16 protein-coding genes and 1 pseudogene are annotated in these 17,442 nt (G+C 70.9%); 8 read left to right on the forward strand and 9 right to left on the reverse strand.

The window, feature by feature from the left end:
• Positions 1-288 (reverse strand): annotated as a pseudogene (locus IBL25_RS16805) (thiol reductant ABC exporter subunit CydD); the annotation flags it as partial.
• Between the two features lie 82 nt (positions 289-370).
• Between IBL25_RS16805 and IBL25_RS16810 the strand changes: the two are divergent.
• The 4 genes from IBL25_RS16810 to xdhB are packed head-to-tail and all read left to right on the forward strand — an operon-like array spanning position 371 to position 5,172.
• Positions 371-1,273, forward strand: coding sequence for a polysaccharide deacetylase family protein (locus IBL25_RS16810; RefSeq protein WP_187779696.1), 903 nt, complete (start codon positions 371-373; stop codon positions 1,271-1,273).
• 39 nt (positions 1,274-1,312) lie between these two features.
• On the forward strand, positions 1,313-1,471 hold the full coding sequence (locus IBL25_RS16815; RefSeq protein ID WP_187779697.1) for a hypothetical protein: 159 nt from the start codon (positions 1,313-1,315) through the stop codon (positions 1,469-1,471).
• A gap of 45 nt (positions 1,472-1,516) precedes the next feature.
• The gene (locus IBL25_RS16820; protein WP_187779698.1) at positions 1,517-2,911 is read left to right on the forward strand and encodes a xanthine dehydrogenase small subunit; all 1,395 of its coding nucleotides are present in this window, start codon (positions 1,517-1,519) and stop codon (positions 2,909-2,911) included.
• A gap of 8 nt (positions 2,912-2,919) precedes the next feature.
• The gene (gene xdhB / locus IBL25_RS16825) at positions 2,920-5,172 is read left to right on the forward strand and encodes a xanthine dehydrogenase molybdopterin binding subunit (RefSeq protein ID WP_187779710.1); all 2,253 of its coding nucleotides are present in this window, start codon (positions 2,920-2,922) and stop codon (positions 5,170-5,172) included.
• A 7-nt stretch (positions 5,173-5,179) separates the two neighbouring features.
• On the opposite strand, the gene IBL25_RS16830 is transcribed toward xdhB, so the two are convergent.
• The 4 genes from IBL25_RS16830 to lepA form a co-directional block, all read right to left on the reverse strand.
• Entirely contained in the window at positions 5,180-5,566 is a 387-nt protein-coding gene (locus IBL25_RS16830; protein ID WP_367615631.1) for a response regulator, read from the reverse strand.
• A 10-nt stretch (positions 5,567-5,576) separates the two neighbouring features.
• Positions 5,577-8,975, reverse strand: coding sequence for a PAS domain S-box protein (locus IBL25_RS16835; protein ID WP_194433744.1), 3,399 nt, complete (start codon positions 8,973-8,975; stop codon positions 5,577-5,579).
• A gap of 158 nt (positions 8,976-9,133) precedes the next feature.
• The gene (locus IBL25_RS16840) at positions 9,134-10,129 is read right to left on the reverse strand and encodes a tripartite tricarboxylate transporter substrate-binding protein (protein ID WP_187779700.1); all 996 of its coding nucleotides are present in this window, start codon (positions 10,127-10,129) and stop codon (positions 9,134-9,136) included.
• 281 nt (positions 10,130-10,410) lie between these two features.
• Positions 10,411-12,216, reverse strand: a complete 1,806-nt coding sequence (gene lepA, locus IBL25_RS16845; protein WP_187779701.1) for a translation elongation factor 4 — start codon at positions 12,214-12,216, stop codon at positions 10,411-10,413.
• Between the two features lie 168 nt (positions 12,217-12,384).
• On the opposite strand from lepA, the gene IBL25_RS16850 reads away from it, so the two are divergent.
• The 3 genes from IBL25_RS16850 (at position 12,385) to IBL25_RS16860 (ending at position 14,246) form a co-directional block, all read left to right on the forward strand.
• Complete coding sequence (locus IBL25_RS16850; protein ID WP_187779702.1) at positions 12,385-12,795, forward strand: hypothetical protein; 411 nt, start codon at positions 12,385-12,387, stop codon at positions 12,793-12,795.
• 82 nt (positions 12,796-12,877) lie between these two features.
• Entirely contained in the window at positions 12,878-13,585 is a 708-nt protein-coding gene (locus tag IBL25_RS16855) for an RraA family protein (protein ID WP_187779703.1), read from the forward strand.
• A gap of 10 nt (positions 13,586-13,595) precedes the next feature.
• Entirely contained in the window at positions 13,596-14,246 is a 651-nt protein-coding gene (locus IBL25_RS16860) for an MrcB family domain-containing protein (protein ID WP_187779704.1), read from the forward strand.
• On the opposite strand, the gene IBL25_RS16865 is transcribed toward IBL25_RS16860, so the two are convergent.
• A complete protein-coding gene (locus tag IBL25_RS16865; RefSeq protein ID WP_187779705.1) occupies positions 14,205-14,987 on the reverse strand; it encodes a tetratricopeptide repeat protein in 783 nt (260 codons plus the stop codon). The two genes, IBL25_RS16860 and IBL25_RS16865, sit on opposite strands and share 42 nt — an antisense overlap.
• A gap of 62 nt (positions 14,988-15,049) precedes the next feature.
• On the reverse strand, positions 15,050-15,664 hold the full coding sequence (locus tag IBL25_RS16870) for a DUF1194 domain-containing protein (RefSeq protein ID WP_187779706.1): 615 nt from the start codon (positions 15,662-15,664) through the stop codon (positions 15,050-15,052).
• Positions 15,665-15,824: 160 nt separating this feature from the next.
• Here IBL25_RS16870 and IBL25_RS16875 point away from each other — a divergent pair, with 160 nt between their 5' ends.
• Positions 15,825-16,475, forward strand: a complete 651-nt coding sequence (locus IBL25_RS16875) for an exopolysaccharide biosynthesis protein (protein ID WP_187779707.1) — start codon at positions 15,825-15,827, stop codon at positions 16,473-16,475.
• Positions 16,476-16,482: 7 nt separating this feature from the next.
• Here IBL25_RS16875 and IBL25_RS16880 read toward each other — a convergent pair whose 3' ends face one another.
• Together IBL25_RS16880 and IBL25_RS16885 are read right to left on the reverse strand one after the other, a co-directional pair.
• Entirely contained in the window at positions 16,483-17,043 is a 561-nt protein-coding gene (locus IBL25_RS16880; protein WP_187779708.1) for a cob(I)yrinic acid a,c-diamide adenosyltransferase, read from the reverse strand.
• A gap of 12 nt (positions 17,044-17,055) precedes the next feature.
• Positions 17,056-17,442, reverse strand: a 387-nt coding sequence (locus tag IBL25_RS16885) for an energy transducer TonB (RefSeq protein ID WP_238940491.1), incomplete at its 5' end; no start/stop codon positions are given.

The raw sequence follows: 17,442 nt of genomic DNA on the forward strand, positions 1-17,442 counted from the left end.
GCCCGCGGCGGCCTGGGCATGCTCCTGCGCCACCGTCAGGGCGGTGGCCAGCAGCGCCAGGGCGGCGGCGGCGGCGAGTTCCGGCCAGCCGGCCTCGCCCCAGCGGGCTTCGCCATGGCCGAGCAGGGCAGCCAGGAGGCGGGCAATGAACCAGGCCTGGGCGATGCCGCAGGCAATGGAGGCGATGCCGAGCAGAACCGGGCGCGCCAGACGGCCACGGCTTTCACGTGCCGCGGCCGAAAGCAGGGCGCGCGCCCGGGCCATCTCGGCCTTACGGGGCAGGGACATGCCGGGCGTTCTAGAACAGATTGCCCCGGGGCGGTATCGCTGCCTGCGCGAATTGCCCGCCCGTTGCAGGAAAACCCCGCCGATGCTGCCCAGCCATGGCCGCTACGCCTACCATCCCTGGCCGCAGCGGCCGGAATACCGCTGGCCAGGGGGTGCGAGGCTGGCCGTCTATCTCGGACTGAACCTGGAGCATTTCGCCTTTGGCGAGGGCCTGGGGGCGGAACTGGCGCCGGGCGCCAATGGTGGCGGCGGGCCGCAGCCGGATGTGCTGAACTATGCCTGGCGGGACTATGGCAACCGCGTCGGCGCCTGGCGGGTGCTGGAGCTGCTGGAGGAACTCGCCCTGCCCGCCACCGTGCTGCTGAACAGCGCCATGTATGACTATGCGCCGGAGCTGGTGGCCGCCCACCGCGCCCGGGGCGACGAGATCGCCGGCCATGGCCGCAGCAACAGCGAGCGCCAGAGCACCCTGCCGGAAGCGGAGGAACGCGCGCTGATCGCCGAAGCCACCCTCGCCATCGCGCGGCGGGAAGGCGTGGCGCCGCGCGGCTGGCTTTCCCCCTGGATCGCCGAGAGCCGCGCCACGCCGGACCTACTGGCCGAGGCCGGCTATCGCTACACCCTGAACTGGTGCGCCGACGACCAGCCGATCTGGATGAGCACCCGCGCCAGCCGGCTGCTGGCCATTCCCTATCCGCAGGAGGTCAACGACATCCCCGCCATTGTCGCCCGCAAGGACGGCGCGGCGCAGTTCGCGGAGATGATCCTGGATGACTTCGCCGAACGGCTGCGGCAGGTGCGGGACGGCAAGCCGCAGGTGATGGGCATCGCGCTGCATCCCTACCTGATCGGCCAGCCCTACCGGCTGCGGGCGCTGCGGCGGGCACTGGCCACGATCGCGGCGGCGCGCGAAGAGGTCTGGATCACCACCGCCGGCGGCATCCTGGAGCATGTGGCCAGCCTGCCGGAAGGCACGGTGCCCTGACGGGGCGCGCCACCATATCCACCACCGAAAGGGAGACGAATGATGACACGCACCAACCTCGCCCGCCTGGCCGCCGTGCTGGCCCTGGTCCTGGCCACCGGCACGCTGGCCGCTTGCAGCAGCGACCGGGACTCCGCCGGACGGCAGGGCACCTCCGGCTTCTATGGCGGTGCCGGCGGCGGCATCAACTGGCGCTGAGAACAAACCCTTTCGGCACGGCGCGGGATTTGCTTCGCTCCCGGCATGAGCGGATGCATCGAATTCGTCCTGAACGGCGTGGCCCGTCGCCTGCCGCCCGGCACACCGCCCGGCCAGACCCTGCTGGAATGGCTGCGCGGGCCTGAGGCCGGGCTGACCGGCACCAAGGAAGGCTGCGCCGAGGGCGATTGCGGTGCCTGCACCGTGGTGGCGGAGGAGCCGGACGGCCGCCGCGTGCCGCTCAATGCCTGCCTGGCGCTGCTGGGCCAGATGCATGGCCGCAGCATCCGCACCGTGGAAGGGCTGCGCGGCCCTGGCGGCGCCCCGCATCCGGTGCAGCGCGCCATGGCGGAGGCCGATGCCACCCAATGCGGCTTCTGCACCCCCGGCATTGTCATGTCCGCCTGGGCGCATGCCCGCGAAGGTGGCAGTGTGCATGAGGCGCTGGCAGGCAATCTTTGCCGCTGCACCGGCTACCGCCCCATCCTGGATGCTTTTTCCCGGCTGGAGGATGACACGGCCCCCGCCCCGCCACCCGCGCCCCTCGCAGCCGGGCATTTCAGCGGCGCCGGACAGGATTTCCACCTGCCCGCCGACCTCCCTGCCCTGCTGGCGCTGCGCGCCGCCCTGCCCGATGCCTGGCTGCTGGCCGGCGGCACCGACCTCGGCCTGCGCGTCTCGGAACACCGGGAAAAGCCGCCCGCCATTCTCTGCCTTTCGGCCGTGTCGGAATTGCAGCACCTGGAAACAGGGCCGGAAAGGCTGCGCATCGGCGCCGGCGTCACTTATGGCCAAATGCTGCGGGCGTTGGAGGGAGATCTCGCTCCCCTCGCCGCGCTGCTGCGCCGCCTGGGCTCGCGCCAGATCCGCGGCATGGGCACGCTGGGCGGTAATCTCGGCACCGCCTCACCGATCGGGGATGCGCTGCCGCCGCTGCTGGCGCTGGGCGCGCGTATCGTGCTGGCCTCGGCGGCGCGGGGGGAGCGGGTGGTGGAGGCCGGCGCCTTCTTCACCGGCTATCGCCAGACGCTGCTGGCGCCGGATGAGGTCATCATCCGCATCGACCTGCCACGCCCGCCACAGGGCAGCGTTTTCGTCTGTGAAAAGCTTTCCAAGCGGCACGACCAGGATATTTCCACCGTCTCCGCCGCTTTCCTGCTGCGGGTCGAGGAAAGGCGCATCACCGAGGCCCGGCTGGCCTTCGGCGGCATGGCCGCCACCCCCGCCCGCGCCACCGCCGCCGAGGCCGCCCTGACCGGCGCGCCCTTGGCCGAAGCCAGCTTCGCCACCGCCGCCGAGGCCCTGGCGCGGGACTTCACCCCTCTCTCCGACTGGCGCGGCAACGCGGAATACCGGGCGGCGGGCGCAGCGGGGCTGCTGCGGCGGCTCTACTGGCGCGCGGCGCATCCGGAACTGGCCATGGAGGTGCATGCGCTGTGAAAACCGGCATGGGCGCCGCGCTGCGCCAGGACAGCGCGCTGAAGCACACCACCGGCGAGGCCCGCTTCACCGACGATATGCCTGAGCCGCCGGGGCTGCTGCATGCGGTGCTGGCGCTCTCCCCGGTGGCGCATGGCGCGCTGGCGCCGCTGGACCTGTCGCCCGCCCGCGCCATGCCGGGCGTGGTGGCGGCGCTAGGGCCGGGGGATATCCCCGGCCGCAACGACATCTCCCCCAGCGGCAAGGCGCGGGAGCGGCTCTTCGCGGAAGAATACGTGGAACACTGGGGCCAGCCACTGGCCCTGGTGGTGGCCCGCACACGGGACGAGGCCATCGCCGCCGCCGCGGCGCTGCGGCCGGAGATCCGCCCCCTGCCCCCGGTGCTGGAACTTGAGGAAGCCCTGGCGGCGAAGAGCCTGCTGATGCCGCCCATGGTGATGCAGCGCGGCGACGCGGCGGCGGCGCTGGCGGATGCGCCCATCGCCCTGGAAGGCGAGTTCCGCTGTGGCGGGCAGGAACATTTCTACCTGGAAGGGCAGATTGCCCTGGCCATTCCCGGCGAGGATGGCGACCTGACGCTCCATTCCTCCACCCAGCATCCGACGGAGGCGCAGCATATCGCCGCCCGCGTGCTGGGCTGCGATTACAACCGCGTCTCCGTGCAGTGCCGGCGCATGGGCGGCGGCTTCGGCGGCAAGGAAAGCAATGCGAGCTGGGTCGGCGCTGCCGCCGCCCTGGCTGCCCGCGCCACCGGCCGGCCCGTGAAACTGCGGCTGTCTCGCAAGACAGATATGGCCGCTACCGGCAAGCGCCACCCCTTCCTCTTCCGCTGGCGCGCGGGCTGCGATGCCGCCGGCCGGCTGCTGGCGCTGGATGCCACGCTGGCCGCCGATGGCGGCAGCACGCTGGACCTTTCGGGCGGCGTGCTGATGCGGGCGGTGACGCATGCGCTGAATGCCTATGACGTGCCGGCGGTGCGCGTCACCGGCCTGGCCTGCAAGACCAACACCGTCTCCAACACCGCCTTCCGCGGCTTCGGCGGCCCGCAGGGCGTGCTGCTGATGGAGGATGTGCTGCAGGCCGCGGCCCGCGCCACCGGCCAGAGTGTCGAGGCGGTGCGGGAACGCAGTTTCGCCGGTGGTTCCAACGGCAGCGACACGCCCTATGGCCAGCATCTGGAAGGCGACCTGATCCGCCGCGTCTGGGCGGAAGCCAAGGCGCTCTCGGCCTGGGATGCCCGCCGCGCGGAGATCGACGCCTTCAATGCCAGCCACCCGGTGCTGCGCCGGGGCCTGGGCAGCTTCGTGCTGGCCTTCGGCATTTCCTTTGGCATCGTCGCCCTGAACCAGGCAGGCGCGCTGGTCAGCGTTTATACCGATGGCTCCATCCGCCTGAACCATGGCGGCACCGAAATGGGCCAGGGCCTCTTCATCAAGGTGGCGCAGGTGGTGGCGGAGGTCTTCGGGGTGGAGGTAGAGCGCATCCGCATCACCGCCACCTCCACCGATGAGGTGCCGAATACCGCGCCCACGGCGGCCTCCACCGGCAGCGACCTGAACGGCTGGGCGGCCCATGCCGCCGCCAGCGCCATCCGCACCCGCATGGCCAAGGCCGCCGCCGCGCTCTGGGGCGTGGCGGAGGAGGAGATCGCCTTCGCCGACGGGCAGGTCGTCGCCGGCAACCACAGCATGAGCTTCGGCGAGCTGGCGCATCATTGCTGGAGCCAGCGGATCAGCCTGTCCGCCACCGGCTTCTACAAGACCCCGGACCTGCACTGGGACCCGGTGGCCATGAAAGGGCATCCCTTCTTCTACTTCTCATACGGTGCCTCGGTGGCCGAGGTGCTGCTGGACCGGCTGACCGGCGAGCACCGCGTGCTGCGCGCCGACCTGGTGCAGGATTGCGGCCGCTCCCTGAACCCGGCCATCGACCTCGGGCAGATCGAGGGCGCCTTCGTCCAGGGCCTGGGCTGGCTGACCTGCGAGGAGCTGTGGTGGGACGCCGCCGGGCGCCTGCGCACCCTTGGCCCTTCCACCTACAAGATCCCCGGCTCGCGCGACGTGCCGCCGGTCCTCAACGTCAAGCTGCTGGAGGATGCGCCGGCGCGGGCCGAGACCATCTTCCGCTCCAAGGCCGTGGGGGAGCCGCCGCTGATGCTGGCCACCGCGGTCTGGAACGCGCTGCGCGACGCCACCGGTGCCGACCGCCTGGACCTGCCGGCGACGCCCGAGCGCGTGCTGCGCGCCCTGGGCGGGTGCTGAGCCCTTTTCAGCCGCAGATCTGCTCCAGGGTCTGCACCAGCTCGCGCGGGTCATAGGGCTTGGCCAGCACCGGCACGCCCCGGTGATGCTCCGGCAACCCGGCGGCGCCATAGCCGGTGGCCACCACGAAGGGCACCCCGCGCTCGGCCAGCAGATCCGCCACCGGAGTGGAAAGCTGCCCGGCCAGGTTGATGTCCAGCACCGCCGCGCCGACCTCGCCATCCGCCATCAGGGCCAGTGCCTCCTCCACCGTCGCGGCGGGGCCTACCACCTCGGCGCCGGCATCCAGCAGGGCATCCTCCACCAGCATGGCGATCAGCGCCTCGTCCTCCACCACCAGGATACGCCGCCCATTCAATGCCATGCGCGGGTCCATCGGCAGCCGGGATTCCACATGCTCGCTTTCACGCCCTTTCCTCCTCCGCCCCTGGCCCATTGACGGGACGGAAGCGGATGGTGGCCGAGAAGCCGCTTTCCGCATAATCCATCACCACCGAGGAACCAGGGCCCAGTTCTGCCGGCAGGCCGCGCTCCAGCATGCGGCTGCCGAAGCCGCGGCGCCGGGGCGGCTGCACCGGCGGCCCCCCTTCTTCCTGCCACAGCAATTCCACCATGCCATCCCCTTCCTCGTGCCAGGCGACCCGGATCGAGCCCTCCGGCCGACTCAACGCGCCATGCTTGGCGGCGTTGGTGGCAAGTTCATGCATCGCCAGCGCCAGGCCCAGCGCCTGCTTCGGCGCCAGCCAGACCGGCGGGCCGCTGAGCCGCAGCCGCGCCGCCTCCTGCCCCTCCATGCCCTCTGCCGGCAAGGGCCGCCAGGGGGAGAGCGCGGCCTGCGCCGCATCCTCCAGCGTGGCGCCACGCCAGGTACGGGCGGTCAGCAGGTCATGGCCGCGGGAGAGCGCCATCAGCCTTGCCTGGAAATCGGCCAGGAAGCGGCGCAGCGCCTCCGAGTCGTCGCCGGCGGTGCGGGCGGTCTGCAGGGCCAGGGAATGCACCGTGGCCAGGGTGTTCTTGACCCGGTGGTTCAGCTCGCCCAGCAGCAGCACCTGGCGGGATTCGGCCGCCTTGGCCCCGGTGATGTCGCGCGCCAGGCCGCCGCGCCGGCTCATCCCGCCCTGCGCGTCCAGGATCGGGAAGCCGACATCGCGGATCCAGCGCATGCCGCCATCCGGGCGCTGGATGCGGTATTCGACATCGAAATTGCCGCCCTGGCGCGCGGCGATCCAGGCCGCGCGCACCCGCTCCCGGTCCACCGGATGCACGGCGTCGAGCCAGAGCTGCGGATTGGCCAGGATGGCTTCCTGCGGCACGCCCCAGATGCGCTCGAAGGCCGGGCTGACGAATTCGGGCGTGGTGCCGCTGTTGTCGGTCATCCACATCACGTCCGGGCTGGCCTCGGCGAAGCGGCGGAAGCGGCTTTCCGAGGCCGCCAGCGCCGCCGCCGCCCGCACCGCCGCCTCACGCGAGGCCGCATGGGCGGAAACCTGCCGCGCCAGCGCTTCCCGCGTCTCCACCATGTCGGTCACATCCGTCACGGTGCCGATCCAGCGGCGGATCGGCCCCTGCTCGCCGCCCTGCTCCGGGCCACGCACCGGCAGGGCGCGCGCCACGCACCAGCGCCAGCCCTCGTCGGCACGCTTCAGGCGCAGCTCGGCCGAGAAAGGCGCGCCCGCCCGCATCGCCCGCCGCCAGGCCCGCTCAACACGGCGCTGGTCGTCCGGATGCACGATCTGCGGCAGCATCTTCTGCGCATCGGCCACCGAAAGCCCGGTGAAGTCCCGCAGGCGCGGGTTGACGTAATCCACCTCTCCATTCGGCTGGGCGGACCAGACGATCTGCGGGATGGTCTCGGCCAGGGTGCGGAAGCGCTGCTCGCTTTCGCGCACCTGCTCGGCGGCGCGGCGCTCCACATCGATATCGGTAATGGCGGCCACCGCCCCCGTCACCTTGCCCTGGGCATCGCGCACCGGGCTGGCGGAGACGCGCACCCAGCCCAGCCCGCCATCGCCGCGCCGGGCCTGGAACTCGGCCGCCGCCGGCATGCCGCGCGCCAGCACCTGGGCCAGCGGCATCTCCGCGCCCTGCACCCGCCGGCCATCCGGGTGGTACCACTCCCAGTCGCGGGCATAGCTTTCGATGCTGTCGGACAGCGGCTGCGGCATGCACAGGATCTCGCCAGTGCGGCGATTGGCCAGGATCATGCGGCCGGAGGGCGCCTCGGCCACCACCATGCCCACCGGCACATTGTCCAGCACCGCCTTCAACAGCGCCTCGCTTTCGCGCAGCGCCGCCTCGGCCGCCCGCTCGGCGCTGACATCGCGGAAGAAGATGGTCAGCCCCTCCGCCGAGGGATAGGCATCGGCCGAGATCCAGCGCCCCATGGCGGCATGGAAGGCGGTGATGCGCTGCGGCCGGCGCTCGTCCATGGCACGGCGCCAGGTATGGGCGAAGACCCCCTGCGCCCAGCCCGAATAAGCCTCGGGCAGCACGCGGCCCACCGCATCCCCTTCGCCGCCCAGTTGCAGCCGGGCGCGGCCATTGGCGTAGAGCAGCCGCCACTGGGGGTCGAGCACCAGCACGCCATCCGTGGTGCTCTCCAGCACCATGCGCAGACGGGCGGTCAGTTCCAGCCGCTCGGCCTCCAGCACCTCGCGGCTGGCGGCGGCATCGATCAGCGCCTCCGCCACCATGTCGATCTCATGCAGGCCGGAGCGGTGGAGGCTGGGCAGCGGCGCGCCCTGGCCATAGGCGGTGGCCAGCCGCCCCATGCGGGCCAGCGGCGCCGCGATGCGCCGGTCCACCCAGAGGGTCAGCCCCAGGGTGAAGAGCACCAGCAGCACCCCACCCAGCAGCAGCACCGGCAACAGCGCCCGCGCCAGCAGGCTGTCGGTCTCGGTGGCCGGCATCCCCACCATCACCAGCCAGGGGGAAGCGCCGACGCGGTGCCAGGCGGTGGTCAGCTCCATCCCCCCCGACGTGTGGCTGCGGGACCAGCCGAAGAACTGGCCGCTGGCCAGTGCCTGCCGCGCCACGCTGCCCACCGGCAGCTGCCGCCCGATGGCGCTCGCCTCGTAGGGCTCGCGCGCCACGATGCGCCCTTCGGCATCGACGATCAGCGCGATCCAGCCCGGCTGCAGCGCCGCCCGGCGCAGCGAGCCCAGCCAAAGCCGCAGCGGATCGGTGCCGATGGAAAGGAAAAGCGGGCTCTGCCCGGGGCTGCGCGGCACCTCCAGCGTCAGGGCCACCTGATGCGGCGAGCCCGGACGCTCCGGCGACAGGACGCCGGAGAAAGGGTCCGACAACGGCAGGTCGGCGCCGCGCGAGGCCGGCGGCGGCGCATCGGCGGGCGCGGTGCCATAGGGCAGGCTGGTATCCACCAGCACGCGGCCGGTGACATCGGTCAGCCGGATGCGGCTGCCATCCACGCTTTGCAGCGCCAGCGCCTGGGCATGGAAGGTGGCGAAATCATTGGCCCGCAGCGCGGGGGAGCTGCCCAGCGCCGTCAGCGCGCCGCGCAGCCCGACCATCTCCCGCTCCAGCACGAAGGCGAGGTTGCGGGCGGCATCGCGCGTGTCATTGGCGGCGGTGGAATATTGCAGCTCGGCCGCGTGCCAGGCCGTGTAACCAGCCAGCATCCAAAGCGGCAGCAATGTCGTCAGCGACAGGATCAACAGGTGCAGCCGCACCGTTGGCCGCCAGCGACGGCGCCGGGCGTAGGCACCCATGCTCCGGATGGTATCGCCGGGCCGCTCCGTTACATCCGACTGCCCCGGCAGGGCTGGCGGTTCCCCCAGTTTCAAGCCCTCACGCTCTCCCGCCCTTAGCGCATCCGGAGGGAGCGGCCTCCGCTCCGGTCATCCTGGTCCACCCTATAACAGAGCAGGCGCAAACCGGATATCAGCGCGGAAGCCTCCGGTCAGGCAAGCCGGGCGAACCCGGCCTGCCGCTAGCCCCAGCCTCAGTCGGCATATTCCCCGGCAGCCTGGATCACCGGCCGCCACTTGGCGATATCGGCCTGCCAGAAGGCGCGGGTGGCGGCGGGGGTCGCCTGTTCCTGGGTGACGGGTGCGGTGCCGAGATCGGCGAAGCGGGTCACCACCTTCTCATCCCGCAGCGCGGTCTGGACGGCGCGCGACAGGCGGTTCACCACATCGGCCGGCGTGCCCTTGGGGGCATAGAGCGCGTGCCAGATGGTCACTTCCATGCCCGGCAGCCCGGCCTCCTTGGTGGTCGGCACATTGGGCAGTGAGGGCAGGCGCTCCGGCGTCGTCACGGCGAAGACCTTCACGGCGCCAGCGCGGATATGCTCGGTGGTATTGGTGGTCTGGTCGCACATCAGGTCCACGGTGCCGCCGATCAGGTCGGTCATGGCCGGGCCGGTGCCGCGATAGGGCACGGTGGTCATCGCCGCGTCCACAGCCTTCTGGAACAGCAGCCCGCAAAGATGGCTGGCGGCGCCGATGCCGGCATTGGCGTAGTTCAGCTTCTGCCGCTCCTGCCGCACCAGGGCCACCAGTTCCTGCAGGTTGTTGGCCGGCAGGTCCTTGCGGCCGATGATGGTCATCGGCACCTCGGTCACCATCGCGACCGGCTCGAAGCCGCCGACGGCATCGTAGGAGAGCTTGCGGTAGAGGCTGGGGGTGGTGCCCATGCCGATATGGTGCAGCAGCAGGTAATAGCCATCCGGCCGCGCCTGGGCCACGCGCGCGGCGCCCAGGGTGCCGCCGGCGCCGCCCACATTCTCCACCACCACGGACTGGCCGAGGTCACGGCTCATGGATTCCGCCACGAGACGCGTGACGGTATCGGTCGGTCCGCCGGCAGCGAAGGGCACGACGATGGTGATCGCGCGGTTAGGATAGGCGCCTTGGGCCTGCGCCCCGGCCGGCGCCAGCAACGCCATGGCGGACAGGACGGGCGCGGCGATCGCCGCCAGAAGGCTGCGTCGGACCATGCGAACAAATCTCCCGGAACGAATTATTACGATATCTGGCCGTTCCGGGCGGGATCTCGTCAAGGGGTAAAAGGTCGCGCTTCAGCCGGTATCCACAGCGGCGAAGGCGACCACCCCCATGCCGCCATCATCGCCGGAAGCAGGACCAGCCATCCGCTCCACCGCCGGCGCCGCCGGCGCCAGCCATACCAGGCCAGCAGCAGCAGCGCGGGCAGCACCACCGGCCAGAAGCTGAAGGATGCCAGGGCAAGGGCATCGTACCAGCTCAGGCCATGATGCACTCAGCTATCCATCTTGAGCGCGGCGATGAAGGCACTCTGCGGGATCTCGACCTTGCCGAACTGCCGCATGCGCTTCTTGCCTTCCTTCTGCTTCTCCAGAAGCTTGCGCTTGCGGCTGATGTCGCCGCCATAGCACTTGGCGGTGACGTCCTTGGACATGGCGGAAATCGTCTCGCGCGCGATGACGCGGCCGCCGATCGCCGCCTGGATGGGGATCTTGAAGAGCTGGCGGGGAATCAGCTCCTTCAGCTTCTCGCAGATGGCGCGGCCACGGCGGTCGGCCTGCGTCCGGTGCGCCATGAAGGACAGCGCATCCACCGGCTCGTTGTTCACAAGAATAGAAATCTTCACCAGATCGCCCTGGTCGTAGCCGTCCATCTGGTAGTCGAAGGAGGCATAGCCGCGGCTGACCGACTTCAGGCGGTCGTAGAAGTCGAAGACCACCTCGTTCAGCGGCAGGCGATAGACGGCCATGGCGCGGTTGCCGACATAGGTCAGTTCCACCTGCTGGCCGCGCCGCTCGGAGCAGAGCGTCAGGATCGAGCCGAGATGCTCGTCCGGCACCATGATGGTGGCCTTGATCCAGGGCTCCTGGATGCTCTCGATCAGCGAGGGGTCCGGCATGTCGGCCGGGTTGTGCAGGTCGATCTCCTCGCCCTTGGTCATCTTCAGCTTGTAGACGACGGAGGGCGCGGTCGCGATCAGGTCGAGGTCGAACTCGCGGCTCAGGCGCTCCTGGATGATCTCCAGGTGCAGCAGGCCCAGGAAGCCGCAGCGGAAGCCGAAGCCCAGCGCGGCCGAGCTTTCCGCCTCGAAATGGAAGGAGGCGTCGTTCAGCCGCAGCTTGCCGAGGCTCTCGCGCAGCTTCTCGAAGTCGTCGGCATCGACCGGGTAGAGGCCGCACCAGACCACGGGAATGGAGGGCTTGAAGCCCGGCAGCGGCTCGGCCGCCGGGTTGCGGTCGTCGGTAATGGTGTCGCCGACATTGGTCTCGGCGACGGTTTTGATGGCTGCGTTCAGGTAGCCCATCTCGCCCGGGCCGAGGTAGTCGACCGGCACCATCTTGGGCGTGAAGATGCCGACGCTGTCCACCGTCTGGGTCGTGCCTTCCGCCATGAAGCGGATCTTCTGGCCCTTGCGGATGGTGCCGTCCTTCACCCGGATCAGGATGATGACGCCGAGGTAGGGGTCGTACCAGCTATCCACCAGCAGCGCCTTCAGCGGCGCGTTGATGTCGCCGGTGGGCGCCGGCAGGCGGGTGACGATGGCCTCCAGCACGCCCTCGATGTTCAGGCCGGACTTGGCGCTGATCTCCACGGCGTCCGAGGCATCGAGGCCGATCACATCCTCGATCTGCTGCTTCACTCGCTCCGGCTCGGCGGCCGGCAGGTCGATCTTGTTGAGGACGGGGACGATCTCGTGGTTGGCGTCGATGGCCTGGTAGACGTTCGCCAGGGTCTGCGCCTCGACGCCCTGGGAGGCATCGACCACGAGCAGCGAGCCCTCGCAGGCGGCGAGCGAGCGGGAGACCTCATAGGCGAAGTCCACGTGGCCCGGGGTGTCCATCAGGTTCAGGACATAGGCATTGCCGTCCTTGGCCTTGTATTCAAGCCGGACGGAGGCGGCCTTGATGGTGATGCCGCGCTCCTGCTCCAGCTCCATGCTGTCGAGCATCTGCTCCTTCATCTCGCGCGCGGAGATGGCGCCGGTGGCCTGGATCAGCCGGTCGGCCAGCGTGGACTTGCCGTGGTCGATATGGGCGATGATCGAGAAGTTGCGGATGCGGGAGATCGGCGTATCGGTCATGGGCTTCCGGCGGTGGTACAAGGGACGGCTGGCGCGGCAGCATCCACCGCATGCAAGCGCCTCAGATAGGGCAAGCGGCCGCGGGAATCAAAGCATGGCAGCAACTGAGGCCGTGCCCCGCGCGTCTTCCGTGCGGTTGGAATGAACCGCCAGCACGAGGAATGCCCAATGCGACGCCGATCCCTGCTGCCCCTGCTCGCCCTGAGCATCGCCGCGCCCGCTGCGGCCCTGGCACAGACGCCGCAGGACCTGCTGAACAATTTCCTGGGCAACAACAATGCTCAGCGGCAGCAGGACGACCGCCGCCGCCAGGAGGAGGATGAGGAGCGCCGGCGCTGGGAGGAAGACCGCCGCCGCGCCGATGACGCCGACCGCCGCCGCTGGGAAGACGACCGCCGCCGCATGGACGAGAACCGCTACCGGCAGGATGAGCGCGGCCGCCGTGTCGATGAGCGCGACCGCCAGAGGCGGGACCTGGAGCGCCAGCGGCAGGAGGTGGAGGCGCAGCGCCGGCAGGTGGAGCGCGAGCGGCGCCAGGTGGAGGAGGAGCGCCGCCGTATCGAGATGCAGCGCCGCTGAAGCCGGTTTGACCGCCCGCGGATAGGGCGCGATCCTCGCCACGGAGCCCGGATCAACCGGCCCCGACAGGCGAGGAAACACCATGGCCAGCCATCCCTTCACCGCTTCCGACCTGGAGGCCCTGCGGGCCTGGGACACGCCCACCATCTGCAATGCGCTGGAGCTGGTCGTGCCGGAGCGGCGCGGCCATGGCTTCACCATCCGCCCCATGGTGGCGGCGGATGTCACGCTGAAGCCGATCTGCGGCCTGGCTCGTACCGGCACGCTGCGCGCCGCCGCCCCTTCCGGCCGCCCCGCCGCCGAGGACCATGCCGTCCGCACCGGCTGGTACGAATACGTGGCAGATGCGGCCATGCCGACCATCGTGGTGCTGCAGGACCTGGACGATACCCCCGGCACCGGCGCCTTCTGGGGCGAGGTGCATACCGCCGTGCACAAGGCGCTGGGAGCACAGGGCTGCGTCACCAATGGCTCCTTCCGCGACCTCGACATGCTGGCGCCGGAGTTCCAGATCATCGGCGGCGTGGTGAACCCGAGCCACGCCTATGTCCACATGGTCGCCTATGGGCAGGATGTCTCCATCCACGGCATGGCCTGCGCCCATGACGCGGTGGTGCATGCGGACCGGCACGGCGCCGTGGTCATCCCGCATGAGGCTGTGGCGAAGCTGCCCGCCGCCATCGACCTCTGCACCCGGCGTGAGAAGGTGATCCTCGACCTCTGCGCCTCCCCCGATTTCTCGGTGGCGCGGCTGAAGCAGGCCTTGCAGCAGTCCAGGGAAATCCACTGACAGCGGCGGCATGCTGAAGGACGCCATCGAGGCCATCCTGGCGTTGCAGCCCGCCTATAGCGCCGCCAGTACGCCGGCCATGCAGCGGCGCGGCCGGTTGATCCGCCGCGTGCTGCCGCAGGCGCTGCTGGCGCATCACGCGGCACTGGCGGCGGCGCTGGGCCCTTATGGCGAGGACCTGCGCATCGAGGGGCGGGACGGGCTGGGCTCCAAGTCCGCGACGCCCTGGGTGCGCTTCTTCTCCCGCGCCCGCTCCCCCAAGGCGCGGGATGGCTGGTACTGCGTCTATCTCTTCGCGGCGGCGGGGGATGGGCTCTACCTCTCGCTGGCGCATGGCTCCACCACCTGGGGGCCGGGCGGCTTCCGCCCGCGCCCGCCGGAAGAGATGGCCGGGTTACGGGACTGGGGCCGCCGGGCACTGGGGCCGGTGGATGAGCCACGGCGGGCGCCGGCCCTGGTGCTGGGCGGCTCCGCCCTCGGCGCTTCCTATGAGCAGGCCTCGATCCTGGCGCTGCGCTACGCCGCCGGCGCCATCCCGGAGGATGAGGCGCTGCTGGAGGACGCGCGGCGCTTCGCGGGCTACCTCCGCCGCATCCACATGGCCGAGGACGCGGCGGCCTCAGCCCAGCCGCGCCGCCACCTCGGCGGCCAGGGCGCGTAGCGCGGGCTCGGGCCGGGCGCCCAGGCTGCGCGCCATATGCGCCAGCATATCCGGCGACCCGGCGGCGGCAGCCTGGCGGAACCAGCCCAGCGCCTCTTCCAGCCGCCCGTCCTGCACCAGCAGGGTGCCCAGGTTGAACTGCGCGCGGGAATCGCCCGCCTTCGCCGCCCGCACATAGAGCGCATAGGCGGCGGCCGGGTCGCGCGGCACGCCGTCCCAGCCTTCCTCCAGGAAGCGGCCCAGCACGGTCAGGGACTTGGCATGGCCCTGGGCGGCGGCGGCGCGGAAGAGTTCCAGCGCCCTGGCGCGGTCCTGCGGCACGCCGGCGCCGCGCACATGGAGGCCGGCGAGGTTGTATTGCGCCCAGTCGTATCCGCGCCCGGCGGCCTGGGCATAGAAATGGGCGGCACGCTCGAAATCGATGGGTGTGCCCCAGCCCAGCTCATGGCAACGGCCGACCATATTGATGCCGCGCACATCCCCCGCCTCGGCGGCGACGCGGAACCAGCCCAGGGCGCTGACCCTGTCCTGCCGTAGCCCACGCCCATCGGCCAGGATCTGCCCGTAAAGGATCACCGCATCCAGGTGCCCGGCGCGGGCGGCGGCGGCGATCCAGCGGGCTGCCTCCTCCGGCGGGCCGGCAAAGGCGGCGGCGAGTTCCTCCGCGCTGGCGGCGCGGATTTCCGCCAGCGTGATGGGCGGCAAGGGCTCGGGTTCAGGGTCGCGACGGCGGCGGAACATGCTGGCACCGGCTTATCCCCGCCAGCGCCCCACGTCCAGCCAGTTGCGAAGCCTTCTCAACATCAGGCCACCATGCCACCCCGGATCTCGCGGAACAGCTTGCGCTGGATGGCCTCGGCGAAGTCCGAGTAATCGGCGCAGCTCATGGCGAAGGCGCCAGGGCCGCCGATCACCTCGTTCTCGTAATGCGCCAGCAGGTCGGGCTCCTCGTTCAGCACGGCCAGGCCATTGATGGTGACGCCGGCATCGACGCCGATATCCCGCACCGGCCCGGGCGGCCGCCCCAGGTTGTGCCGCCCGTCGCCGGAGACATCCATCACCAGCCGCTCCGCCCGCCCCTCGAAGCGGCCCAGCAACCCCAGCCCCGCCGCCATCCCCGGCCCCAGGCCAGTGGCGCCAGGGGGCGGCAGGCGCGGGCTGTTGTCGATGGCATCCGCCAGGGCCTGGCCACCCTCCGCACCGGCCACCCGCGTCCAGGGCACCGCCAGTTCCTGCCTGCTGGACCAGAAAAGCAGCGCCACCGCAATGGCGCCACGCGGCCCGGCCGTGGCGGCGGCGATGATGCGCTCCTGCCGGAAGGCCTCGGCGAGCCCGCCCACCATCAGGCCGAATTCATCGAAATCCACGCTCGCCGAGACATCCACCGCCAGGCACAGCGCCAGGTCCACCGCCTCCATCCTCGCCCCTTCCCAGGTCTCCGGCCGCAGAGATGGGGCCTGGGAACATGGCTGGCGAGACGGCACTCCGGTTGCGGGAAAAGATGGATGACGGTTCATATTGCGGCACCGCCCTCCCATCTGGCAGGAACAGCAGCGCCGCGAAGGATGCCGAAGCCTGATGCCCGATCACCTGCCGCCGGCCACCCTTCCGGCCCCGCCGGAGGATGCCGCCTGCCCCACCTCCTCCATCTCCCGCATCGTGGCGGAGGTGGCGGATACCTTTCCGGGTGAGCGGATCAGCCTCGGGGATATCGCGCAGGCCTTCGGGGAAAGGGCCTTCGGGCTGCTGATCCTGCTGCTCTGCCTGCCCAGCCTGCTGCCCGGCATGGCCACCGTCTTCGGCCTGCCGATGCTGCTGCTGGGGGCGCAAATGGGCATCGGGCTGCGCACGCCGCGCCTGCCGCGCTTCCTGGCGCAGCGCACCATCCGGCGCACGGACCTGCTTCGGCTGGCTTCCGTCTCCTCCGGCACGCTGGGGCGGGTGGAGCGCTTCCTGCACCCACACGATGGCTGGTTCACCAGCCCGGCGGGGGAGCGGCTGGCAGGCTGGCTGACGGTCTATACCGCGCTGATGCTGATCCTGCCCGGCCCCGGCACCAATGGCCCGCCGGCCTTCGGCACCATCGTCATGGCGCTGGGCATCGTGGAACAGGACAACCGCGTCACCGGCTGGGGAGTCGGGCTTTCCATCGCCGGCAACCTGCTGGCCACGGTCGTCCTGGCGGCCATCTGCCTCTTCGGCATGGCAGCCTTCACCTGGCTGTTCTGAGGTAGGCTCAGGCCTGCCGCGCCTGCCCTGGCACCCACAGCACATCGCCCCCGGCATTGAGCCGGCGGGACAGCACGAAGAGGTGGTCCGAGAGCCGGTTGAGGTAGCGCAACGCCACCGGGTTCACCGGCTCCGCCGCGCCGAGCGCCACCACCACGCGCTCCGCCCGCCGCGCGGCGGTGCGGGCCAGATGCGCATGCGCCGCCGCCGGCGTGCCGCCCGGCAGCACAAAGGAGCGCAGCGGCGGCAGGGCGGCGTTCATCTCGGCGATCTCCGCTTCCAGCCGGGCGCATTGGCTGTCGGCCATCCGCAGCCGCCCTTCCGCCGCCGTGCCGGGGACGCAGAGATCGGCGCCGAGGTCGAAGAGGTCGTTCTGGATGCGCGCCAGCATGGCATCCTCCGGCAGGCCGGCGGTCTGCAGCCGCAGCAGGCCCAGCGTGGCATTGGTCTCATCCACCGTGCCGATGGCCTCGATCCGCAGCGCATCCTTGGACACACGCGTGCCATCGCCCAGCGAGGTCTGCCCGGCATCGCCGCCGCGGGTGGTGATGACATCGAGACGGACCATGCGGCAGGGCTCCTAATAGGGTCGCAGGGTGGCGCGAAAGGTCAGGTTGCTCCAGACCGGCACGCCGCCGCGCAAGGCAGGGTCGAAGCGGCAGCGGCGGACGCTGCGTTGCACGGCCTCATCCAACTGGGGATGGCCGCTGCTTTCCGCCAGCTTCGCCTCGATCACCCGGCCCTTGTCCGTCAGCCGCAACCGCAGCACCACCTCGCCGCCGATGCCAGCCTGCCGCAGCTCCGGCGGATAATCGATGCTGTCGCTGCAGGCGAGGTCACGCGGCCGGGCGGCCCGGGTCTCGGCTCCGGGCGCGATGTCCAGCGCCGTGCCCGCCCCCAGCCGCACCTGCCCGGGTGCTACCGGCTGTGGCGGCGGCGCGGGTGGCATGGGTGGGCGCGTCGGCGT

Origin of the sequence: Pseudoroseomonas ludipueritiae, assembly GCF_014490445.1 — a bacterium.
Classification (GTDB): domain Bacteria; phylum Pseudomonadota; class Alphaproteobacteria; order Acetobacterales; family Acetobacteraceae; genus Pseudoroseomonas; species Pseudoroseomonas ludipueritiae.